The organism is Micromonospora sp. 050-3, from assembly GCF_046549335.1.
In the GTDB taxonomy this organism is placed as follows: Bacteria; Actinomycetota; Actinomycetes; order Mycobacteriales; family Micromonosporaceae; genus Micromonospora; species Micromonospora trifolii.
Genome location: NZ_JAJPVX010000001.1, coordinates 901,201 through 923,410, shown reverse-complemented (window position 1 = coordinate 923,410; position 22,210 = coordinate 901,201). Strand labels below are relative to the sequence as shown.

Sequence of the window (22,210 nt, the reverse complement as noted above, 5' to 3'; positions counted from 1 at the left end):
GGACCCAGCGGTGCCAGGCCGGCCGGTAGCCATTTCGATACGGCGGCGCTAGTAATGGCAGTTAGTCTCATCGGACTTCAGTACAGCCCGATCTGCCGCGCAGACTCAGTGCCAACCGACTCGCCGACCGCGGGCCGTTCGACCCGGTCACGCGATCATCCATCTCGGACGACGGCAACGGTGCGAGTGGCGTACCGCACCAGACCGTCGCTGATCGAACCGAGCAGCAGGCTGCCGAAGCCACCACGACCGCGGGCGCCGACGACGACAATGTCGGCATCAGCGGCGGCATTGTTGAGGGCATGTACTGGGTTGTCGCCATACAGCACTTTTCGCACCACCGTGACGTCTGGATACGTTGATTCCCCGTCGACGGTCGCTTCGCGAAGCATCTCATCGGCCGCGGTGTGCAGTGGCCCGGTGGTGAACGCGGGCATGAGGTTCGGTTTGACGCCGTGCCAGCTCGGCGACTCCCACACGTGGATCGCATGCAGGTGCGCGGTGCGCGCCCGGGCCTGCAGGAACGCGAACGCGACTGCTTGGGCGCTGCCACGGGAGCCGTCGATGCCCACCACCACCTTCGCCGGCCCGGCCGGCCGAGGGCCTTCGGACGTGGGCACGACGATGACCGATGTTCGGGCGTGTGCGGCCACCTGCGTGCTGACTGGTCCGGCGAGCAGGCCGCCGTACCGGATTCGGGCGTCGGCCGCGACCAGAATGAGCTCTGCGTTGGCGGAGCCGGCGAGCAGCGCGCCCGCCGGGCTGCCGCTGTGAAGGATGCCGTGCACGTCGACGCCGGGGTGCGCAGCCGCTGTTTTGTCGACCAAGTGATCGAGCAGGCGTTGGGCCGGCCGCGGCGCACCGCCGGCACGCGGTGGCTCGAGGCCGACCAACCATGGTGGCGATGCCGGGAGCGGATAGACCAGCAGCAGGCCGAGGTGGAGCCGGATTGCCTCTCGAGCTCCGGCGGCGATGACGGTGGTGGTGGGGGCGTCAGCGTCGACGCCGACCACGACCTGCCCCGTGGACTCTTCCATCGATGGCCTCCTGTCTGCGGCCGGCGTTGCCGGCCTCGACCGGGCGATGGGTGGCCGGTCTCCAGGATCGCGGACGGCAGCAGGTGCGCGAAGTGCCGAAAGACCTGGTAGGACCGGGACTCTCGGGAGGCGGTGGAGGAATTGGCAGAGCGGTCAGCTCTTGAGGGGCACGTCCCACACCAGCATGGCGCCATGGGGGTGGACGTCGGTGACGACGAAGGTGCCGCCGCGCTCCTCGGCGCGGCTGCGGAGATTGCCGAGCCCGTTGCCGCCCGTTGCTGCGCCGATGCCGACGCCGTCATCGGCCACCCGCAGGATGAGGCGACCTGCGTCAACTGCGACAGCGATCGTGACAGTTATCGCGCGCGCGTGCTGGACGATGTTCGACAGCGCTTCCCCCAGGACCGCAATCAGGTCGGCGCGCAGCGAATCTGGGACCGCGAGGTCAACAGCCCCGGTGATGGTCAGGTGCGGTCGGAAACCCAAGCTCTTCGTCGCCTCGTCGGCGGCCGCTGTCAGCGCGGCGCGCACCGATCCGAGGGCTGGCTTGTGCAGGCCGAAGATGGCGTTGCGGATGTCGCGGATGGTCGCGTCGAGTTCGTCGATGGACTGGTCCAGGCGCTCCCGGACGTCTGGAGGTTCGGCGCGGCGCGTCAGCCCTTGCAGGCCGAGACCGGTGGCGAACAACCGCTGGATCACCACGTCGTGCAGGTCCCGTGCGATGCGCTCCCGATCGGCGAGCACCACCATCATCTCGCGCTCCTCCTGTACCCGTGCCCGCTCGACGGCGAGGGCAGCCTGGGAGGCGAACGTGGTGATCATGTTGATGTCAGACGCGCCGTCGAAGCCCACGCTGCTCGTCGGCAGGATCACCACGAGCACCCCCTGCACCGCTCCGGTCATCGCCAGTGGCGCCAGCAGCGCCGGTCCTGCCGGCAACGGTGCGGGCCAGACCGCGGCGGCGTCCAGATTCTCGATCAGGACATGGCCGCCGGCGGCAATGATCTGCTCGAACGGCGTGCCGTCGAGCGGGATCGACGCCCGGTCCAGCGCCGCGTTCGACGGCGCGGTGACCTCGACACGCAGCTCACCGGTCGTCTCGTTGTGGAGCAGGATGGCCACGAGCGCGGCGTCGGCGACCTCGCAGGCGTGGTCCACCACCAGCCGCAGCACATCGGTGCGATCGACCTGCCCGACGAGAGTGTCGGTGATCTCCGCAGTCGCTTGGAGCCAGCGTTGGCGCCGGCCCGCCGCTTCGTAGAGCCGGGCATTGTCGAGAGCGATCCCGGCCGCGGCGGCGAGGGCGATGACGATCTCCTCGTCGGCATCGCTGAACTCGGCAGCACCGCGTTTCTCGGTCAGGTAGAGGTTGCCGTACAGCTGGTCGCGGATGCGGACCGGAACCCCGAGGAAGGAGCGCATCACCGGATGGCCGGGCGGGAAGCCCAGCGAACGTGGATGGTTGCTGATGTCCGGCAACCGGATCGGCAATGGCTCATCGATGAGCAGACCCAGCACGCCACGGCCGGTGGGAAGGTCACCGATATGGTTCTGCTCGCTGACGGTCATTCCATCGGTGATAAATTCGACGAGGCTGCGGTCAGGTCCGATGACGCCCAGGGCAGCGTAACGGGCGCCGGCTACCTGACAGGCCGCCACGACGATCCGCGACAGGGTGCTGCGCAGGTCGAGATCGCTGCCGATGCCGACGACGGCCTGCAGCAGCGGCGACAACCGCTCCCGGCCCGCCATTCACGTCACCGACCCGATGGAACTCCGGCGAGGTACAGCGGCGATGCTCCGCGACCGGGCTGCCGCGCCCTCGACGAACATCAATAATGCTAGATTCGGCGCAATCAGGGCTTTGGGGGCGATTCGCACCCGCTGTTGGGGCCATCGGCGCGGTGCCGACGCTGCGGCCCCGTCCAGAACGGCGGCCTGCGCTAACTCGCCCCGTGCGCTCACCTCATCACATTAGCCCTGTCGAAAGCCGGAACGGGTTTGGCGGTGTCGCATCTTCCAGGGATGAGGTCCATTCAATTGCAGACAAGACCGTTAGCTGAGTGAGGGCTTGCGGCTGAGCTGGGTGTGGGCGGGTTCAGAGCCGCGGGGGCAAGGATTGATCGCCCACCTCCCGGCCACCGCGCAGTAGGTCGAACCCGACGACCCCTGCGAGCACGACGGCGGCTGCCGCAGCGGGCACCAGTACGGGTTGCCCGACCAGGGGCGGGCCGATGGCGATGAGCACGCCTAGCCCGATCAGCCGAGGCGTGGACACGCGGGTGAACACGTGCCGTCCGAGTAGTGCGTGTCCGGCGAGGAACAGCGCCGGTCCGCCCAGGACGATCACCGTCCAGGACGCCGGGGCCGCTGCCGTCGCGTGCGCGATCGCCATCTCATCGGAGACGGTGATGGCGACGATGCCGGCCACCATGAACAGATGGGCAAAGGAGGATTCCCTGTTTCGAAAGCCCGGCTCGTGCGCATGGGAGAAGGCTGTTCCGAGCTTTTCCCGGGTGCGGTAGAAGTAGGTGAAGTAGAGCAGCACGGTGGTACCGAAAGCCACCGTGAACGCCATACCTTGGTGGAGGCTGAATTCGCTGGCGTGGAATGTTCGTCCGGTGGTGATGACCGTTTCACCGAGTCCGACGATGATGAACTGCCGGTAGCGCTCGGCGAGATGTTCGCTGGCCAGATTCCATTCTGAGGGGTTCGTGCGACCGAGCTTCGGCGTCGGCCATCCGGAGAGCGCGGCCAGGTAGTCGATTGCGATGGCCAGGCTCCATAGCGCCACCCGGGCTGTCTCATCGACCAGCGCGCCGGCGAACCAGGGCACCGCCGAGACCACAAACCAGGGAACTGCGCGCAGCGGTCGACAGCCGAGCGGATCCCGGCGCAGAGCGATTGCGAGCACGGAGCTGCGGCCCAGGTTGATCGCGACGTATACGATCGCGAAGAGTAGTCCGCGCTGTTCGAACGCCTCCGGGATAGCCGTGGAGATTAGCAGGCCGCCGAACATGGTGGCGATTACCAGCAACTGGATATGGATCAGCCGTGAGTCCAGGGTGTCGGTCACCAGGTTGGTGTACGACCAGACCCACCACACTGCCAACAGCAGGATCAGCGTCTGGTAAGCGCCGGTCCAGTCCAGCCGGTTGAGCAGGGTCTGAGAGAGCCGGAAAAGGATAAAGATGTAGATCACATCGAAGAACAATTCGACGTAGGTGGCCTGCTTCGGCTGGCCAAGATCGCGGACCAGCCCGGGGCGCTTCTCCGTCTTCATTCCAACCCGCTTCTTTACCCGTCCGGACTACCGGCTCCCGGCAGAGTCATACCACGGGCAAGTCAGACCGACGGGCGATTCGTTCATCGTCGCAGATGCTCCGATGACCGCACTGTATCCGGGATTGTGGATGAACTGCGCGGTGTAATCGATGTGTCTAAGACTCCAGCAGAAGATCCGTTTCATGGTTCGGTGAGGGCTTGCCGGGCACAGTGGCTGATCTTGGCTTGATTTTGGTCTCGACGTCGGTAGATTGACCAGGCGATGATGTCGGCGACGCGTCGTGCGGTTCGAGGGCGTGGAACAGTCGGCGTAGCGCGAGCAGCCCGGCCACCCAAGTCCCGGACCCGGCGCCGGGGTTCAGGCCGGTAGAAGCGTGCCTCGATCGCGTCCATCAACTCGCCGAACAGCTGACCGATCGGCCCAATGAGCAGGGTGGGGCCATGACACAGATCATGCACAAGACGGAGCACAAGCTGAAGACGGCGGTCGTGGACGAGCTGGAGTGGACTCCGAGCGTCAACTCCGACCGGATCGCGACCCCCGTCGACAATGGTGCAATCACCATGTCGGGTCAAGTCGAGACCTACCCGGAGAAGGAAGCGGCGACCCGTGCGGTGATGCACGTACGTGGCGTGACCGCGGTCGCGGACGAGATTGGGGTGAAGAACGTGTGGGCGCCCCGCGAGGACTCCGACATCGCCCGGAAGGCATTCGACGCGCTCGATCGGATGGTGCACGTCCCGGCCGGAGCGGTAAAGGCGAAGGTCCACCACCACGTGATCACCTTGTCCGGCACGCTCACCTGGGAGTACCAGCGTGAAGCAGCGCGTGCGGCGATGGCCGCCCTGCGGGGAGTGCGGGCATGGTCAACACCATCTCTTTGGAGCCGAAGGCCACGATCACCCCGACCGAAGCCAAGGCGAAGATCACCACAGCCCTGGTCCGCAAGGCCCGGTTCGACGGCCAGCACATCACGGTCCGCGTCATCGGCACTGAGATCGAACTCAGCGGGACCGTGGCGTCCCGGGCGGAGGTCCGCCAATCAACGTTGGCCGGGTCTGGTGACACGCCGGACCGGGTCCATGGGGTGAGGTCTGGTGAGGTCGAGGCTGTGCGGGTGGCAGAACCCGTTTGAGTACGCCGATTAACTGATCAAGCGGGTCAGCGGTTGCAACGTCTCGTGCGTCGCGGAGCCGGCTCGGTTGTCCGGCTACGGCGGGATGAGCCGCGCTCACCCACTTCAACGGCCGGCACCACCTCGCCCATCATCGACTTGATCGGATAACGGCGGATCTCAGCGACCTTCACGCGGTCGAGAGTAGGAGATCCGGGAACCCCGCAGCGCGCCCGAGCGACTGATCCCACCAACCCGGCCCGATCGCTGGCCGACGCGGGAACACGCTTCTCGCCACGACCGGGCGGACGCCCCTGGGTGGGCCCGGGTGAACGCGCGCGATGCCAACTCGTGCTGGGCGTTGGCCGTTCGACGAGCGCCTACTCTTCGGCACTTCCATCTGCCATCCGCGCGCAGTCACTCGGACCGTGGTGAGGATTCCACGCCATCCCGGACACGGGACACCGCGAAGGGTCCTCCGGAAGGAAACAGCCGTAGTCCTGCAGGGGCTGGGCGTCGTCGAGTATCACCTCTCGCAGCCAACCGGCCGGCGACAGGCCATCCGGCCGGCCGCTCACCCGAAACCCAAGGCCGACGTCCACCCACATCAACCATCTCGCCGTCCACGGCGTCGGCGGCGAGCGTTCCGTCCCGATCGAGCAGGGCGTGTACGGCGTCGTCGGCGCCAATAACCGCCTCGGCCGCCTCTGCATCGGTCATGCCCGGGTTGCGGTCACACAGTGCCTGCCGGGCTGCGGCCATGGAGCGGTCCGGGTCCACCACGACGACGTCGCGTCGTGTCGTGTCCGGATGCTGATCATCATTCCGTCCCTCGGTGCCATGGCGTCCGTCGTGCCGGGAGGGTAAACCCGCCTGGCCTGGCCGGCAGCCGTCGGCCGCGTAGGATCGTCGGCCGCAGCATGCACGCTCTTCAGCGTGTGCGGATGTCACCTGCTCCTGAGGCTTGAGCCAACTCGTGCTGACGCCTTAGGGTCCACCGACGAGGCGCTGGTCAACGACGGGACAGCATCGGCTCATCGGCAGTTCAGGATGCCAGGTGCCACGGAACTCCGAACACCAAACGTGACGACTCGTCGTGTGCCTGCGCGCACTGTCCGCGGCACGAGAGTCCGTGGCGTGGATGCGCCGCGCATGATTGCTTGCTGCCCCTAGCAGATCTCGGGAAGACTGGACTCATGACAAGTCAAGTCAATGCTGATGGGCATGAGTACTTTGCATTGCGGACATTCCGTCAGGATGGGTCACCGGTGTCGACGCCGGTCTGGCTGGCGTCAGCCGGAGGGAACCTGTACGCGTATACACCCGGCCGCTCCTGGAAAGTGCGGCGGATCCGGAGGAACTCGACAGTCGAGGTGGCGCCGTCCAACTTTGCCGGTGAACCTCACGACCGGTGGCGACCAGGCCACGCGCGGGTACTCCCCGCGTCGGAGTTGCGCATCGCCAAGCGCGCGATGACCGCAAAATACGGAAACAAATTCCGTTGGTTCACGATCGTGACGCTGGTCGGCTGCCTCCGCAAGCACGGCGGCCGGGCTGTCGGACTCGAGATCAGCCTCGACTCAGTATAGCGTCAGGCCAATGTAGAGGTTCGACGAACCAGCGAAATTCCGTGCCAAGCGGGTCTAAGCGGCACTCACTGCGACGTACTTCTTTTCGACATGAGCGACACCGCCCCCGCCTCTGCGGAAAATGCCAACGCTGACTCCTTCGGGTTCACCGATGAGGTACCACAGCTGCCACCCACAAAGCCAGGCGTTCGGCGAAGAACCACCTCGGTCACGTCAGCAGGCACATCGTCCGGAACCCGCCAGCTCGCATCGGTGAATTGCGCATCGAACATCGCCGCCGCCTGACCGTCCGCGATGCACCACGGGCACAGCGCCCTGGCCAGTTCTGCCACCGCATAGACCGGGCCGTCATACGTGAACGGCCGCGGCCGCCGCCGCCCGCAACACGTCGGCCTGGACCGGGAGCAGCGTCCGTCGCCCGACAGCCCAGACACTGTCGCATGCGGCTGACTCGGACGGGACCGGCCAGGACGATAGAGAAGATCGCCCCTGACGGACCGTGGACTGCCAGCGGGCGGGCGCAGCGATCGACGCCATCGTCGATCCGCGTCCGCCGCCGAAGGACGTTCTTGACAGAACGCTTGTGGCTTGCCGGATTGAATAGGGAACTTTGGGAGACCGTCTCGATGAGGACGAACCTGCGTTCGTCCTGGAGCTGTCCTTCGGCGGCCAACCCGACCGGCTCGCCGCCCGACCGGCGCACCGGGAGCATCTCCAGGCCCTGCACCAGAAGGCCGGCTGGTAATGGGCGGGCCATTCGCCGACGACTCGGGAGCACTTCTGATCTTCGACGTCCCGGCGCTGAGGCGTTCGTCGCGATCGTCGCCGCGGTGCCCCTGCTACCGCACCCCGGCGTGACGATCGCCAGCCAGCGAGAGTAGTCACCGTTAGCGCGCCAGGCGCACGGCCAACGCGCCATTAAACGGCAGGCATCTATGGCTTGCGCAGTGTTAGCGATAACAGCTACCGTCGGCCGCAGAGGCGAAGGGCACGCTTCCATGCTTCGCTCGACCGCACCGGCCGCCGCGGCGGTCCACGGGCAGCACGGCTAGTCGCTCCGGGCGGCCTGGTCGGCATTCGCGCCGCCAGGTCAGGCTGACCACCGACTCACCGGGAGCCACGGCGCCTACCCTCGACCGTCCACCCCCTGGTGGAGACCTCAACCTGTTCCGTGCCGATCCGGAGTGTCGTCCGGACGGCCGACGGCTGCGGTCCGGACCCCACCCCCCTGCCCACCGTGGCGAGGAGTTCTCCTGATGAATACGCAGTACCTCCGAACGACTTATCGACGGGTCAGCCTCGTCGTCGGCGCAGTGTTCACACTGCTGGTGGCAGGCCTGATGGTCGCCGGCAACGCCCAGGCGGCGGCCGGCTGTCAGGTGGCGTACACCGTGCCGTCGCAGTGGCAGGGCGGTTTCACCGCCGACGTGAAGGTCACCAACCTCGGTGACGCGGTCAACGGCTGGAGCCTGACCTGGACGTTCCCATCCGGTCAGCGGGTCACCCAGGCGTGGAACGCGACGGTGACCTCGTCGGGTGACCAGGTCACCGCGAAGAATCTGAGCTATAACGCGGCCATCGGCACGAACGCGACTGTCGGTTTCGGCTTCAACGGGTCGTGGGCAGGCGGCAACACCGCTCCGAGTTCGTTCGCCCTGAACGGGGTCACCTGTACGGGGACTGTGGGCACGCCGACCCCGACCCCGACGCCGACTCCCACCGATCCCCCGCCGGCGGGTGGCGACGCGATGGCCACGGTGGCGGCGATGCAGCCAGGCTGGAACCTGGGCAACACCATGGACGCCATCCCCGACGAGACCGCGTGGGGCAACCCCCTGGTCACCCAGGCCCTGCTACGCCAGATCAAGTCACAGGGCTACAACAGCATCCGGATCCCGGTGACCTGGAGCAACCACCACGGGCCCGCCCCGACCTACACCATCGACGCGGCCTGGTTGAGCCGCGTACGCCAGATGGTCGACTGGGCACTCGCGGAGAGCCTCTACGTGCTGGTCAACCTGCACCACGACTCCTGGCAGTGGATCAACGGCTACCCCGGCGACCGCACTAATGTCGAGAACCGCTACACCGCGCTCTGGACCCAGATCGCCACCATCTTCCGCAGCCACTCGTCGAAGCTCGTCTTCGAGAGCATCAACGAACCGCAGTTCACCGGCACGTCCGGGGACGCTCAGAGCGACGAGGTGTTGCGTGAGCTCAACCTCGCGTTCGTCCGACTCCTGCGCCAGTCCGGCGGCAACAACACCACCCGGCTGCTCGTGCTGCCCACCTTGAACACTAACTCCAACCAGGCCCAGCTCGACGCGCTGGCGACCACGATCAGCCAGCTGGGCGACAAGAACATCGCGGCGACCGTCCACTTCTACGGATGGTGGCCGTTCAGCGTCAACATCGCCGGCGGCACCCGCTACGACGCCAACGTCGAGCAGGACATGGTCGACGGCTTCGACCGGGTACACAACTCCTTCGTCGCCAAGGGCATCCCGGTGATCGTCGGCGAGTGGGCCCTGCTCAGCTACGACTACACCCGGCCCGGCATCATCGAACGCGGCGAACTGCTCAAGTTCTTCGAGGCCGTCGGCTACCAGGCGCGGATCCGCAAACTCACCACCATGCTCTGGGACGCCGGCTCGTTCCTCAACCGCAACGACCTCCAGTGGCGCGACCCCGGCCTGTACGCCCTGATGAAGGCGAGCTGGACCACCCGGTCCGCGACCGCGTCCTCGGACCAGATCTACGTACCCCGCACCGGCACCATCACCAGCAAGTCCCTCACCCTGAACCTCAACGGCGCCTCGTTCCGAAGCCTGCGGCAGGGCAGCACCGTCCTGACCAGCGGCACCGACTACACCGTCTCCGGCACCACGCTGACCCTGACCAGCTCGGCGCTGACCCGTCTGGTCGGCAACCGCGCCCCGGGCGTCAAGGCCAACCTCGAAGCGCACTTCTCGCAGGGCGTGCCCTGGCCCATCAGCATCATCTCCTACGACCTGCCGACGCAGGCCGCGGCCACCGGCACGACCAGCTCGTTCACCATTCCCACCCAGTTCCGCGGTGACCAACTCGCCACCATGGAAGCCAAGTACGCCGACGGCAGCCCCGCCGGACCGGCCAACTGGACCACGTACAAGGAGTTCTGGAGCAATTTCCAACCGGACTACGCGGCGAACACCATCCTGCTGAAGCCGGAGTTCTTCGCCGAGGTCAACGACGGCTCGACCGTCACCCTCACGTTCCACTTCTGGAGCGGCACGCAACTCACGTACCGCGGGACGAAGTCCGGAACGTCGGTCACCGGCAGCGTTTCCTGACCGGAGCAAACACCGACGTTCGGTAGCCAGGGCATCGGCGATGCCCTGGCTACCGAACGTCCACCGCGAGCGCGTCTCGGTCGCCGGCGTCACCCAGGTGGACCTGCTGGTGCTCTGGCGCGCACTGGCCGGCAGGTCGCGTACCCAGGGATCACTCCACGCTGGCCCCACCCAGGTCCACACGGAACGGGGTCGGTGGCATAAGCCGTTGTCTGGCGAGGAGTGCTCAGCACTCATCCGCGCCAACGAGACGCTGGACGTATAACGTATCGATGGGCGAGACTACAAGCGAATCGATTCGACCAACCTGGCACGAATGATCGCCAAGCTCTGTCTGCAGGTCAGACAGGGTTGCCACGAAAGCTCCGCTCCTGACAAACCCCGATCCACAGGTAGCGCACGCCACACGATTCGAGTCGATGCCACGGCCACACGCCACACCGCCACACCGCCACACCGCCACACAGGAAGGATTCGATGGACGTGAAGACGAAATTAAGCCGCCTCATGGCCGCAGGGATCCCGTTGCTCCTAGCCGCAGCGGGCACCTACGTGGTCTCGAACCCGCCGTCCGCCCAGGCCGCCGGCACAGGACCGTGTGACATCTACGCCTCCGGCGGTACGCCGTGCGTCGCGGCGCACAGCACCACCCGCGCGCTATACGGCGCGTACAACGGCCCGCTCTACCAGGTCCGCCGCTCGTCGGACAACACCACCCGCGACGTCGGGGTGCTGAGCGCGGGCGGTGTTGTCAACGCCGCCACGCAGGACTCGTTCTGCGCCAACACGAACTGCGTGATCACCATCATTTACGACCAGTCTGGCCGCAACAACCGTCTCACCCAGGCCCCACCCGGCTACTGGCCCGGTCCCCAGCCCGGCGGGTGGGACAACCTCGCCGACGCGAAGGCCGCCCCGATCACCGTCGGCGGCCAAAAGGCGTACGGCGTCTACATCGCTCCCGGCACCGGCTACCGCAACAACAACACCAACGGCATCGCCACCGGCGACCAGCCCGAGGGCATCTACGCCGTCGTGGACGGCACGCACTACAACCAGTGGTGCTGCTTCGACTACGGCAACGCGCAGACCGACGGCCAGGCCGACGCACCCGCCATTATGGAGACCGTCTACTTCGGCGCCAACAAGCAGTGGGGCTACGGCGCTGGCGCTGGGCCCTGGATCATGGCCGACCTGGAGTGGGGGCTGTTCTCCGGGGTGAACGCGGGATACAACAACATCGCGCCCATCAACAACCGCTTCGTGACCGCCATGGTCAAGGGTGAGCCGAACCACTGGGCGATCCGGGGCGGGAACGGGCAGTCGGGTGGTCTGACGACCTACTTCGACGGTCGACGCCCCAACGGCTACAACCCCATGAAGAAGGAAGGGGCGATCCTGCTCGGCATCGGCGGCGACAACAGCGTCTCCGGCCGGGGGACCTTCTACGAGGGTGTGTTGACCTCCGGCTACCCGACGGCCGCCACCGAGAACGCCGTCCAAGCCAACATCGCCGCCGCCGGGTACGCGACCGCCGGGGGCGGTAATCCGCAAACGGGCGTCCAACTCGTCGGCGGCCAGTCCGGCCGCTGCATCGACGTGCCCAACGGCACCAGCACCAACGGCACCCAGGTCCAACTCTGGGACTGCCTCGGCAACACCGCACAACGCTGGACCTACACCGCCAACAAACAACTCCAGGTGAACGGCAACAAGTGCCTCGACGCCAACGGCGCAGGCACCACCAACGGCACCCTGGCCATCATCTGGGACTGCAACGGCCAGACCAACCAACAATGGAACCTCAACGCCAACGGCACCATCACCGGCGTCCAATCCGCACTCTGCCTCGACGCCAGCGCCTACGGCACCGCAAACGGCACCAAAATCCACCTCTGGGCCTGCCACGGCGGCACCAACCAACAATGGGCCACCCGCAGCTAACCACCACCACATCACCAGGCCGGTCGTGCCGCCCCCCGAAATCCACGGCGCGGCCCGACCGGCGATTTCTGAGCAGTAGCGGGCTGTCCAACACCAAATCATCGCCCAAGCCCCAACCCTGATCCGCATTCAGCTCAACCGCCGCGCTGCACCTGCGTCCGGTTCGGCTTCCGCGACGGCCGGCGAGGGGTTGGCGAACGGCCAGAGGCCGGCGATCAGCAGGACCGTCAGGGACACCAGTTCCCGCGATGCCGGCAGGGTCAACGCGGGGATGAATCCTCTGACAATCCCGGCGATGCGAATTTGCAGTTCGGTGTGAGTGAGTTTGAATGCCCGGACGGCGTCTGCGGGGATGTTGCGTTCGAGTTCGGTGCCCAGCGAGCTCCAGAGTTCGCAGATCAGCGGTCGGCTGGCTATCGACCGGGCCAGGGCGTCCATGACGGGGCCGGGAGAGACAGTGGCTGGGTGGCCGTCGCGTGTGGCAGTTCGCTAGGAAGGTCGTCGAGCAGCTCGCTGATGGCCTGGTTGAGCAGGGCGAAGAAGACCGCTTCGCGGGTCTCGAAGTAGCGGACAACGTTCGTCTTCGACAATCCGACCCGTCGGACGAGTTCACGCAGGCTGATGTCGCTTACCGGCATCTCGGCCAGGTCTGCGCGCAGGGCGCTGTTCGGGGCTACGGGCACGCTGGAAGTCCAATGGCTGACCGCTGGTACTCATGGCTCTACCTCTGAGACTTCCCCGACACGCTCGGCACTGCTGGCGGCCACCTTACGCGCCGCCGGCACCTCCTCTCGCCCAAGTTCGTCAGGGCGGAAGGAGGCAGCTTCCAGCGACAGCCGAGCTGCCTCCTTCCGATGGCGGTCAGGTGTCGTAGCTGACGGACTCGCTCACCGCGCGCCACTTGGCGTCCGAGGCGGCGAGAGCTTCCGCGGCGGCCTGTGCCACCGCCACCGCGTCGGCGCCGAGCAGCAGATGCACAGGCGGGTCGGGAACCTCGGTGATGTCGAGGATCACCTGGGAGATCCGCGCCGGGTCGCCCGGCTGGTTACCGCTCGCGGCGCGCAGGCGGGCGATCGTGGGTTCGATGACCGCCTTGTAGGGGTCGCTGATCGGAAGCGTCCTCATCGAGGAGCCGGCCCAGTCGGTGCGCATGCCACCTGGCTCGGCGACGGTGACCTTGATCCCGAAGGGTGCCACCTCTTTGGCGAGTACCTCGGAGAATCCCCCAACCGCCCATTTCGCTGCCTGGTACGCGCCCAAGCCTGGGCCGCCCACCCGGCCGCCGACCGAGGAGATCTGGATGATGTGGCCGCCTCCCTGCTCACGCATGGTCGGCAGGGCGGCGCGGGTCACGTTGACCACCCCGTGGAAATTCGCGTCGATCTGCGCCCGGAACTCGTCCTCGGGCATGTCCTCGATCGAGGCCACGTCGGCGTAACCGGCGTTGTTCACCACGACGTCCAGGCGGCCGAACGCCTGCACCGCCGTCCCGACAGCGGCGCGTGCTGCGGCGGGGTCTGTCACATCCAGTGCGATCGCGCGGACCCGGTCTCCATAGCTGTCGACAAGGTCGGTGAGCTGGTCGGGACGCCGCGCGGTTGCCACCAGGCAATGACCGGCCCGGAGGACGGATTCGGCGAGTTGCCGGCCCAGTCCGCGGGAACTCCCCGTGATCAACCAAGTCTTGCTCATCTCGTGACCCTTTCTGTTCTTCTTAGGCAGATGTCAGCGGCACAGGTCGGGTTCAGGCGCGCAATCCGCGGTCAACGGCGAGGTGGGTGCGGGTGATGCACGGGGCTCGTCGGAGAACAAGGAGCAGACCGCCGTCACGACTTCCTGCCCGGGTGGATCTCATCCCTTTCCGTGGCGGACTGAGTCCAGCGCCGGCCGGGGTTAGTTCGAGCGGGTGTGCGGGATTCCTTAGCGTTCACCCTTGACGTGGGCGAGGTCGAAGAGGTTCGCCAGATGGGTAGTCGGCTCGATCCGCCTGCTGCGCGCGCCGCCAGCGTGCGGGCGTCGTTGCGAACTGCCGTTGGAATGCCCGCTCGAACGTCCTCAACTCACCCAGCCCAACAGCCACCCCGATGTCCGAGACGGAGCGCACGTGCTGCTTCGGATCAGACAGCAACACCCGTGCCGCCAGCAGCCGCTGCTCCCTGACGTAAGCCGCCGGGGTTACCCCGATGCGAGCAAACGCTCCACCACAACGTCGATCAGTCGATCAGGCCCGAACGGTCCGCTGGCGTAGCCGCCAGGCCAGGGTCGCAGCCTGCAGGACGAAGAAGACACCGCCGGCCGCGGTGTAGAGGATCAGCATGCCGAGGCTCGGTTCCGCGCCGAGGGCGGCGGGCAGGTACGTCGCACCGGCGATGACCGAGAGAGCGCCCGCGATCAGCATCGGCCACTGGCGGCCAAGTTCCGGGCTGTTGCGACGGACGGCGACGGTGAGCTGGGCCACGCCGGAGACGATCGCCCAGACGCCGAAGGTGAAGAGCACGGCGCCGATCCCGCTGACGGCCCCCAGCCCGAGGGCGAGCGCCGCCAGGGCGCTCAGCGTGGTGTTGAAGAGCTGCAGCTTGCGGGCCGGGGTGCCGGGATCCTCGCGGGCGTCGAGCAGCGAGGCCACCACGTCGATGAGTGGGTAGGCGATCAGAAGAACGACGGTGACGGCGGTGAGCGAGTCGCTGACCGCCGAGAATCCGGCGGCCCAGCCGATCGCGACGAGGCCACGGACGAGGTAGATGCGAAGGAGGGGAGACATCCGAGTGTCAGCTTTCTGCCGGTCTTGTCGGTTACCCGGACGACTCTTCCGGCTTGGCCGTTCGATGGCCCCAGGGAGGCACCCTGGCGTAGGCACTGGCCTCCGGTCGGCCCGACCCGTCGGCCTGCCCTGGCACTTGCCGTCGTAGACCAGGCAGTCCCGGGGCAACTGGCGAACATCGGGACAATGTCGGGGCATTCGCAACGTCGACGTGGTGGCGATCGGTGCCGGTCCGGGGGCGAGGTGGCCGCTGTACTGCTCCGCCGCGACACCCTAATCGCGGCCAGTGAAGTTCCTCGTCGATGAGGACAGTGACGTGCTGGACAGCGTGACGATCACCGGTACCGCCGTCGCCGAATTCCTCCACGCGGGCACGATCGCGCTGGGCCGGTGAGGGCCAGGGTGCCTGCCAGGGTTCTTCCTGGGGCGACACCTGAGTCCGGTGCGCGACGGTGAGGACCGGACGTCGAACGGCATCCTGCGCAGCGGAGGGGTGGAGATCGTGGATTTCAAGCTCGAGGTCATCGTCCTGCCGGTCTCGGAGGTAGACCGGGCCAGGAATTTCTACCACAAGGTCGGTTTCCGGCAGGACGTGGACTATATCGCCCCGGACGGCTTCCGCGTCGTGCACTTCACCCCGCCCGGCTCGGCTACCTCGCTGATCATCGGGGAGGGAGTGTCCGACGCCGCGCCGGGATCGGTGCAGGGAGTACATCTCTCGGTGGGCGATGTCGTCGCCGCCCGGGCGGAGTTGGTCGCCCGTGGGACGCCGGTGGCGTGTTCCACCACGCCGGCACCCGCGACCGGGTGACCGGCCCTCAGCCTGATCGGCGCTCGTACAGCTCGTTCGCGTCGTTCAACGACCCGGACGGCAACGGCTTCGTGCTCCAGGAGGTCACCGCGCGGCACCCGGGACGTATCACCCACGTTGTCTACGGCTCGGTGCTCGAGGTGGAACAGGCCCTGCGCCACGCCGCTGTGGCGCACGGCCGGCACGAGGCGGAACTCGGTCACGAGGCCCCGGACTGGCCAAGCTGGTACGCCGAGTACATGGCGCGGGCCGCCGGCCTCGGCTCCTGACTTCGGCCCGGTCCCTCGCGGTGTCGCGTGAGGGACCGCAGCCCTGAGCAGGCCGTACGCGGGGTTGGTGATCTCACTCGGTGTACCCTCCGCCGGGGAGGGTGACGTGACGAGTAACACCGACAGTTCCGCGTTGCGGGGGCGGCGGCGCGAGCGAGAGACGCTCGACCGGCTGCTGCGCGACGTCCGTGCCGGACACAGCCGGGTGCTGGTGCTCCGCGGCGAAGCGGGTGCCGGTAAGAGCGCACTACTGGACTACCTGAGCGAGAACGCTTCGGCCGGTCGGGTGACCCGGGCCGCCGGGGTGGAGCCAGAGGCCGAGATCGCCTACTCCGCGCTGCAGCAACTCTGCGCACCGCTGCTCGGTCACCTCGACGCGTTGCCACAGCCGCAACGGCTCGCCCTCGCCACCGCCTTCGGGCTGAGCGCCGGCGATCCGCCGGAAGGGCTGCTCATCGGCCTCGCTGTGCTCGGTCTGCTCGCGGAGGCCGCGTCGGAACGGCCGCTGGTCTGCATCGTGGACGACGTGCAGTGGATGGACCGGATGTCGGAGGTCATCCTCACCTTCGTCGCCCGCCGGCTGGACGAGGAGTCGATCGCGCTGGTCTTCGCCTCCCGCAGCCCGGGGGACGAACAGATCCTCGCCAGCCTGCCGGAACTACGCGTCGACGGGTTGCCGGCCGCGGAGGCGCGGGCGCTGTTGGACTCGGTGTTGTCCGGGCCAGTCGACGACCGGGTCCGTGAGCGGATCGTCGCCGAGACGCGCGGCAACCCGCTCGCACTGCTCGAACTGCCGCGCGGCCTGACGCCGGCGCAGCTGGCGTTCGGCTTCGGCGGACAGGCCGCGACGCCCTTGGTGAACCGGATGGAAGAGGGCTTTCAACGGCGCATCGCCGCGCTTCCGGCGAACACGCGCCGGCTCCTGCTCACCGCGGCGGTCGAGCCGGTGGGTGACGTGACCTTGCTGTGGCGCGCCCTCGATCGGTTGCGGGTCGGGCCCGAAGCCGCCGCGCCGGCCGAAGCCGCCGGGCTCGTCGAGCTCGGGGCCCGGGTCCGGTTTCGTCACCCGCTGGTGCGTTCGGCCATCTGGCGGTCGGCCGAGGCCGCCGAGCTGCGCGAGGTGCACAGTGCGCTCGCCGAGGCGACCGACCCGGAGCACGATCCCGACCGCCGCGCCTGGCACCGGGCGCACGCCGCCCTCGGGCCGGACGAGGAGGTCGCCGGGGAACTGGAGCGTTCGGCCGGCAGGGCGCTCGCCCGGGGCGGCCGGTCCGCCGCCGCGTCCTTTCTTGAGCGCGCCGCCGAGCTGACCCCGGACCCGAAGCCGCGTGCCGCCCGCGCGTTGGGCGCCGCGCGGGCCCGACTGGAGGCCGGGGAGCTGAATCAGGTGCCGGATCTGCTGGCGGCAGCTGAGTTAGGTCCGCTCGAACCGTTGCAGCAGGCCGGGGTGGAACGTCTGCGGGCGCAAGCCGCCTTCGCGCTCAACCCCGGCAGGGCCGCCGGGCCACCACTGCTCGCGGCTGCTCGCCGCCTTGAAAAACTCGATCTCCGTGCGGCGCGGATGACGTACCTCTCGGCGGTGGGCGCCGCCGTGCACGCCGGCCGCCTCGCTGGCGGTGACCCGCGCCGGGCGGCAGAAGCCGCCCGCGGCGTGCCGGCCGGCGACGAGCCCACGGGCCTGTTCTTGACCGGCCTCACGGCGTGGGCCCTGGAGGGGTACGCGCCCGCCGTGCCGCATCTCCGTCGGGCCCTCGGAACCATGACGGCGGACGAGAATCTGCACCTGCTCTGGCTGGCCGGGCCGGTCGCGCACGAGGTGTGGGACGACGCGGCCTGGTATCGGCTCACCGAACAGGCGGTCCGCATCTCCCGTACCACCGGAGCGCTGTCGCTGCTCCCCACGGCCTTGACCTTCCGCGCGGGAGCCCTGGTGTTCGCCGGGCGCTTCGCCGACGCGTCCGACCTGCTCGACGAGGCCGATGCCCTCGGCCAGGCCACCGGGATGGCGCCGCATCCGTCCGCGTCGCTCACCCTGGCCGCACACCGGGGCCGGGAGTTGCCCGCGATGGAGCTGATCGACGCGACCATCAAGGACGCCGAGGCACGTGGTGAGGGTCGCCTGCTCGGCCTGGCCGGCTACGCCAGGGCGGTGCTGTCCAACGGGCTCTGCCAGTATCCGGGCGCGCTGGAAGCCGCGCGTCAGGCTACCGAGTACGAAGATCTCGCCGTCTTCAACTGGACGCTCGGCGAGCTGGTCGAGGCCGCCGTACGAGTCGGGAATGCCGACGTGGCCGGCGAGGCCCGCGAGCGCCTTGCGCAGCGGGTCAGTGCCGCCGGCACCAACTGGGCACTCGGCGTCGGGGCCCTCGCCGACGCCCTGGCAGGACCGTCCAGGCAGGCCGAGGACCGGTACCGCGAGGCGATCGAGCGGCTGACCCCCGGCCAGCTCAATCTGCAACTAGCCCGGGCCCGACTGCTGTACGGCGAGTGGCTGCGCCGGGAGAACCGCCGCGCCGATGCCCGGACCCAGTTGCGCGCCGCTCACGGGGCGTTCGCCACGATGGGTGCGGAGGCATTCGCCGAGCGGGCGGGCCGGGAGCTTCTGGCCACCGGCGAGACCGTCCGCAAGCGGACGGTTGGCACACCTGTCGAGCTCACTCCACAAGAGGCGCAGATCGCGCGACTCGCCGTGGCGGGCCGGACCAACCCGGAGATCGGCGCCGCGCTGTTCCTCAGTCCGCGCACGGTCGAGTGGCACCTGCGCAAGGTCTTCACCAAGCTGGGCATCGGGTCGCGCAGGGAGTTGGCGGCGGCTCTGCGCGACCGCTGACCCCGGGCCGGGCAAGCGGACATGCGATAGCAAGGTCGACCGCGACAAAGTCGCGATTCGTGCACGGGTCTATGTCAGGCGGAACCCGAGGAGCATTCCGGGATGAAGTCTTCCGCGATCGACGCCGCACTCGGCGTCATCGCCGAACTGCCGCCCACACGCCCGTCGATATGGTTCCACGGCCGTGTGGGCGGTCGACCCGCCGAGCACGATCTAATTCTGGGCCCGGTCGTGCAGATCGCAGACGAGGACGATCGCAGCGTTGGCCATCCGCGCTCTACTACTGTTGGCGCACGCTCGATAGGCCGCGCTCAGTCGAGCGGTCGGTTGTATTCGTGAAAGCCTACGACCTTGCCGTTTCGGACCATGACGTGAATGCAGTGCCGGGCCGCGTACGGCTCGTTGAAGAAGACACCCCGAGCCCAGTCCTCGAAGACGACGCGATCCTCGGCGACGGTCCTGGAAATCACCTCAACCTTGTCGAACCGGCTGGCACCGGGCGTGAACACGCTGAAGAACCCGACCAGCTTCTCCCGCCCCTCGACCCCGGTGAAGTGACCGGTCTGCGGGGCCGGGAGGATCACGTCCACCTCATCGTCAAACAGGTCGAAGAAGCCCTCCCACGAACCAGTTTGGAACCCTTGGATCAGGGCGTCATACGCCTTGTCGCCGATCACCCAAACATCGTCACTCATCGTCTATTCCCTTCGAGTTGTTCTTTGCCAGATCCAAGATTAGCTTCTAGGGTTGCCCCAAACGCGTGCGAGAAGCGCCAGAATTGTTTCGCGATCGTCCCGGAGTCGAAATGGATCCCCTGTCCCATGTGCTGGCCCTGTCGAACATCGAAGGTGCCGTCTGCGCAGAGCTGCGAGCCGGCGGTGAGTGGGCGATCGCCTTCCGCGGCCAGATGCACGTAAAGTTCGGAGTGGTGATCTCCGGAGCCTGTTGGCTCACCGTGGAGACCGTCAAGGCACCGCTGCACCTGCGGCAGGGCGACTGCTACCTGGTGGTCGGTGGCCAGGATTACCAGCTTGCCAGCACTCCGGGGATCACCGCCGTGCGTTCGGAGGAGATCTGGACGTCGGGCGACGACCTCGGCTACTGCGGCAACGGCCATGACACCACCCTGGTCGGCGGGCGCCTGCATTTCGACCGCGCCAACGGCGAACTGCTGCTCAACGCACTTCCTTCGGTCGTACACCTCGCCGCCGACGCGGACCCTACCGGCGTGCTTCGGGCGACGATTCAACTCCTGACGTACGAGACGGCCGCCCCCCGGCCGGGACAGACGCTCATGCTCGACCATCTGGCGCGCATCATCCTGCTGCACGGGCTGCGCGCTCATCTGACCGCCAGCGCCGTTGGACCTCCTGGTGAACGCGCGCATGTGGCGGCGCTGCTCGATCCCGGGGTGGACGCGGCCCTGACAATGATGCACGACGACGTCGCGCGCACCTGGTCCGTCGACGAGCTCGCGAGAACGGCGCGAATGTCACGCTCGGGTTTCGCGGAGAAATTCAAGGCGGTCGTCGGGGAGAGCCCCGGTAGGTACCTGCTGAGCCTGCGCATGCACACGGCCAAGCAAATCCTGCTGAAGTCCGACCGGACAGTCTCCTCGGTCGCCGCCGAGTTGGGCTACAGCTCGGAGGCCGCCTTCAGCACCGCCTTCAAACGGGTGATGGGAGCGCCCCCTCGGGACTACCGGACATCCCGTGCTGCCGGTGACATCGATCCTGCCGGCCACTGAACGCTCCGCGCGTCGCCGCGGCCTCCGCCACCCGAGCGGCCGCGGCCCTCGCCAGCTGGCGCGTCGTGAGGTTCGTGCGTCCCGGCTGTGCCGCAGCCATTACGAGACACCTTCAAGCGCCGTCAATTGCAAAGTCACCCGACCGGCGGCCGGTCAGGATGGATGACTTTGGCGCCTCAGCTCGCAAGTGCGGCGACGTCAGGTGACCCAAGCAGGTCCCACCGGTTGCCGGCGATGTCGAGGAAGACCGCGACCCGGCCATAGGGCTCGGTCCGCGGCTCCCGGACGAAGGTGACACCGGCGTCGACCATCTGCCGGTAGGCGGCGTCGAAGTCGTCGACGCGGAAGAAGAACCCGACTCGGCCGGCTACCTGGTTACCGCATGCGGCGCGTTGGTGTTCTCCGTCGGCGCGAGCGAGCAGGATCCCGGTCTGGTCCCGGTCTGGGCGCCCGACTGCCGAATGACGACCCACCCCGTTGAACCGGGCGCGTGGTTAATGAGTTTTCGGGGTCGAGGGGTGGGTCGGAAGGTTCCCAGCGGTTCGTCGTGGACGCGGTATTGGTAGTTGGATGAGCCTTCGACCGACCTCCCGCAGTTGGCCGATGTACCTCTACAGCGCGAGCATCGCCGCGGCGACCTCATCGGCGGCCGCCTCGGAGATCACGGTCGCGGCCTTATCGAGCACGAGCAGCCGCGCGCCTGGAATCTTGCGCGTGAGCGCCTCACCGTCGCCGAGCGGGAAGAACGGGTCGCGACGACCGTGCACCACGAGCGCCGGTATCGCGAGTTCGCGCAGGCGCTCGCGCCAGCGCGGCTAACAGTCGAGCTTGGAGAACACCATGCCCATCTGGTTGGCCATCTGGACTGCGGGCTCCGTGTCGAAGATGCGCTCGGCGGTCGCGCGCCGCAGCGGGGTCGTCCCCGAGGATCGCTGCGCCGGCGGCGGCCAACTCCGCCACGGCGGCGCGGTCGGACCAGCCCGGCATCGGAAGCGCGTACCGCCGGTTCAGCGTCGCCGCGTCGTGGTCGGGCATGATCATCGTCTGCGACCACGACGCCTGGACCATTGAAACTGACACGGCGGTCTTCCCGCTCACCGCTCCGACGAGCGTCCTGCCCCGCACAGCAAAAATCCCCGCCCAACGGGACGGGGATCGCTCGAAACGCGAAGAGGAATCACGCTTCGTGGGGAAATAATGTGTCCGAGGGGGGACTTGAACCCCCACACCCTATACGGGTACTAGCACCTCAAGCTAGCGCGTCTGCCATTCCGCCACCCGGACCTGCACGTTCAGCCTACCTCGCCGACCAGATGATTTTTCCATCCGGTGGTCGGCGCGGCGGGCCGCACGGGGAGTTACTGTACACGCCACTCGTGGATCATGCACATTGCCTTCCGGCGCCTCTCCCCAAGCGCTTCCGCCGCTGCTCAAGCTGCCTCAAAACGGCCGCACCGACACACCGTCGGGGCGTGTCCGGGTAGCGTCCG

20 protein-coding genes, 1 tRNA gene and 2 pseudogenes are annotated in these 22,210 nt (G+C 67.6%); 10 read left to right on the top strand and 13 right to left on the bottom strand.

The window, feature by feature from the left end:
- Positions 1-155 precede the first annotated feature (155 nt).
- From ACLJOK_RS04285 to ACLJOK_RS04275, 3 genes are all read right to left on the bottom strand, one after another.
- Positions 156-1,037, bottom strand: a complete 882-nt coding sequence (locus ACLJOK_RS04285) for a universal stress protein (protein WP_410816244.1) — start codon at positions 1,035-1,037, stop codon at positions 156-158.
- Positions 1,038-1,190: 153 nt separating this feature from the next.
- The gene (locus tag ACLJOK_RS04280) at positions 1,191-2,789 is read right to left on the bottom strand and encodes a GAF domain-containing protein (RefSeq protein WP_410816243.1); all 1,599 of its coding nucleotides are present in this window, start codon (positions 2,787-2,789) and stop codon (positions 1,191-1,193) included.
- A gap of 346 nt (positions 2,790-3,135) precedes the next feature.
- Positions 3,136-4,320: a low temperature requirement protein A gene (locus ACLJOK_RS04275; protein ID WP_410816241.1), complete on the bottom strand. Its 1,185-nt coding sequence runs from the start codon at positions 4,318-4,320 to the stop codon at positions 3,136-3,138.
- A gap of 443 nt (positions 4,321-4,763) precedes the next feature.
- Here ACLJOK_RS04275 and ACLJOK_RS04270 point away from each other — a divergent pair.
- The 3 genes and pseudogenes from ACLJOK_RS04270 to ACLJOK_RS04260 form a co-directional block, all read left to right on the top strand.
- Positions 4,764-5,171 (top strand): annotated as a pseudogene (locus tag ACLJOK_RS04270) (BON domain-containing protein); the annotation flags it as partial.
- A gap of 14 nt (positions 5,172-5,185) precedes the next feature.
- On the top strand, positions 5,186-5,458 hold the full coding sequence (locus ACLJOK_RS04265; protein WP_410819374.1) for a hypothetical protein: 273 nt from the start codon (positions 5,186-5,188) through the stop codon (positions 5,456-5,458).
- Between the two features lie 1,175 nt (positions 5,459-6,633).
- Positions 6,634-7,026: a PPOX class F420-dependent oxidoreductase gene (locus ACLJOK_RS04260; protein ID WP_410816240.1), complete on the top strand. Its 393-nt coding sequence runs from the start codon at positions 6,634-6,636 to the stop codon at positions 7,024-7,026.
- Positions 7,027-7,091: 65 nt separating this feature from the next.
- On the opposite strand, the gene ACLJOK_RS04255 is transcribed toward ACLJOK_RS04260, so the two are convergent.
- Complete coding sequence (locus ACLJOK_RS04255; protein WP_410816238.1) at positions 7,092-7,460, bottom strand: CbrC family protein; 369 nt, start codon at positions 7,458-7,460, stop codon at positions 7,092-7,094.
- Positions 7,461-7,636: 176 nt separating this feature from the next.
- Here ACLJOK_RS04255 and ACLJOK_RS04250 point away from each other — a divergent pair, with 176 nt between their 5' ends.
- The 3 genes from ACLJOK_RS04250 (at position 7,637) to ACLJOK_RS04240 (ending at position 12,302) form a co-directional block, all read left to right on the top strand.
- The gene (locus ACLJOK_RS04250; protein WP_410816237.1) at positions 7,637-7,771 is read left to right on the top strand and encodes a hypothetical protein; all 135 of its coding nucleotides are present in this window, start codon (positions 7,637-7,639) and stop codon (positions 7,769-7,771) included.
- Positions 7,772-8,282: 511 nt separating this feature from the next.
- Complete coding sequence (locus ACLJOK_RS04245; RefSeq protein ID WP_410816235.1) at positions 8,283-10,358, top strand: cellulase family glycosylhydrolase; 2,076 nt, start codon at positions 8,283-8,285, stop codon at positions 10,356-10,358.
- Positions 10,359-10,835: 477 nt separating this feature from the next.
- Positions 10,836-12,302, top strand: a complete 1,467-nt coding sequence (locus ACLJOK_RS04240) for an arabinofuranosidase catalytic domain-containing protein (protein ID WP_410816234.1) — start codon at positions 10,836-10,838, stop codon at positions 12,300-12,302.
- 129 nt (positions 12,303-12,431) lie between these two features.
- On the opposite strand, the gene ACLJOK_RS04235 is transcribed toward ACLJOK_RS04240, so the two are convergent.
- The 5 genes from ACLJOK_RS04235 to ACLJOK_RS04215 all read right to left on the bottom strand — a co-directional run bounded on the left by ACLJOK_RS04235 (position 12,432) and on the right by ACLJOK_RS04215 (position 15,063).
- Positions 12,432-12,740: a hypothetical protein gene (locus ACLJOK_RS04235; protein WP_410816233.1), complete on the bottom strand. Its 309-nt coding sequence runs from the start codon at positions 12,738-12,740 to the stop codon at positions 12,432-12,434.
- Positions 12,716-12,985, bottom strand: a complete 270-nt coding sequence (locus tag ACLJOK_RS04230; RefSeq protein ID WP_410816231.1) for a TetR/AcrR family transcriptional regulator — start codon at positions 12,983-12,985, stop codon at positions 12,716-12,718. The genes ACLJOK_RS04235 and ACLJOK_RS04230 overlap by 25 nt, the downstream gene beginning before the upstream one ends.
- Before the next feature lie 178 nt (positions 12,986-13,163).
- Complete coding sequence (locus tag ACLJOK_RS04225) at positions 13,164-13,994, bottom strand: oxidoreductase (RefSeq protein ID WP_410816230.1); 831 nt, start codon at positions 13,992-13,994, stop codon at positions 13,164-13,166.
- 235 nt (positions 13,995-14,229) lie between these two features.
- The gene (locus tag ACLJOK_RS04220) at positions 14,230-14,487 is read right to left on the bottom strand and encodes a helix-turn-helix domain-containing protein (RefSeq protein WP_410819257.1); all 258 of its coding nucleotides are present in this window, start codon (positions 14,485-14,487) and stop codon (positions 14,230-14,232) included.
- A 36-nt stretch (positions 14,488-14,523) separates the two neighbouring features.
- The gene (locus ACLJOK_RS04215; protein ID WP_410816228.1) at positions 14,524-15,063 is read right to left on the bottom strand and encodes a DUF308 domain-containing protein; all 540 of its coding nucleotides are present in this window, start codon (positions 15,061-15,063) and stop codon (positions 14,524-14,526) included.
- A 442-nt stretch (positions 15,064-15,505) separates the two neighbouring features.
- Between ACLJOK_RS04215 and ACLJOK_RS04210 the strand changes: the two genes are divergently transcribed.
- The 3 genes from ACLJOK_RS04210 (at position 15,506) to ACLJOK_RS04200 (ending at position 18,973) form a co-directional block, all read left to right on the top strand.
- Complete coding sequence (locus ACLJOK_RS04210; protein ID WP_410816226.1) at positions 15,506-15,874, top strand: VOC family protein; 369 nt, start codon at positions 15,506-15,508, stop codon at positions 15,872-15,874.
- A complete protein-coding gene (locus tag ACLJOK_RS04205) occupies positions 15,871-16,143 on the top strand; it encodes a hypothetical protein (protein WP_410816225.1) in 273 nt (90 codons plus the stop codon). The genes ACLJOK_RS04210 and ACLJOK_RS04205 overlap by 4 nt, the downstream gene beginning before the upstream one ends.
- A 106-nt stretch (positions 16,144-16,249) precedes the next feature.
- On the top strand, positions 16,250-18,973 hold the full coding sequence (locus ACLJOK_RS04200; protein WP_410816224.1) for an ATP-binding protein: 2,724 nt from the start codon (positions 16,250-16,252) through the stop codon (positions 18,971-18,973).
- A 311-nt stretch (positions 18,974-19,284) separates the two neighbouring features.
- Here ACLJOK_RS04200 and ACLJOK_RS04195 read toward each other — a convergent pair whose 3' ends face one another.
- Positions 19,285-19,650 (bottom strand): nuclear transport factor 2 family protein, encoded by a 366-nt coding sequence (locus ACLJOK_RS04195; RefSeq protein ID WP_410816223.1) that lies wholly within the window; start codon positions 19,648-19,650, stop codon positions 19,285-19,287.
- Positions 19,651-19,778: 128 nt separating this feature from the next.
- Between ACLJOK_RS04195 and ACLJOK_RS04190 the strand changes: the two genes are divergently transcribed.
- Complete coding sequence (locus tag ACLJOK_RS04190) at positions 19,779-20,720, top strand: AraC family transcriptional regulator (RefSeq protein WP_410816222.1); 942 nt, start codon at positions 19,779-19,781, stop codon at positions 20,718-20,720.
- 176 nt (positions 20,721-20,896) lie between these two features.
- Here ACLJOK_RS04190 and ACLJOK_RS04185 read toward each other — a convergent pair.
- From ACLJOK_RS04185 to ACLJOK_RS04175, 3 genes and pseudogenes are all read right to left on the bottom strand, one after another.
- Positions 20,897-21,192 (bottom strand): annotated as a pseudogene (locus tag ACLJOK_RS04185) (VOC family protein); the annotation flags it as partial.
- A 139-nt stretch (positions 21,193-21,331) separates the two neighbouring features.
- Complete coding sequence (locus ACLJOK_RS04180; protein ID WP_410816220.1) at positions 21,332-21,490, bottom strand: hypothetical protein; 159 nt, start codon at positions 21,488-21,490, stop codon at positions 21,332-21,334.
- Between the two features lie 430 nt (positions 21,491-21,920).
- A tRNA-Leu gene (locus ACLJOK_RS04175) sits at positions 21,921-22,004 on the bottom strand.
- Positions 22,005-22,210: the final 206 nt, after the last annotated feature.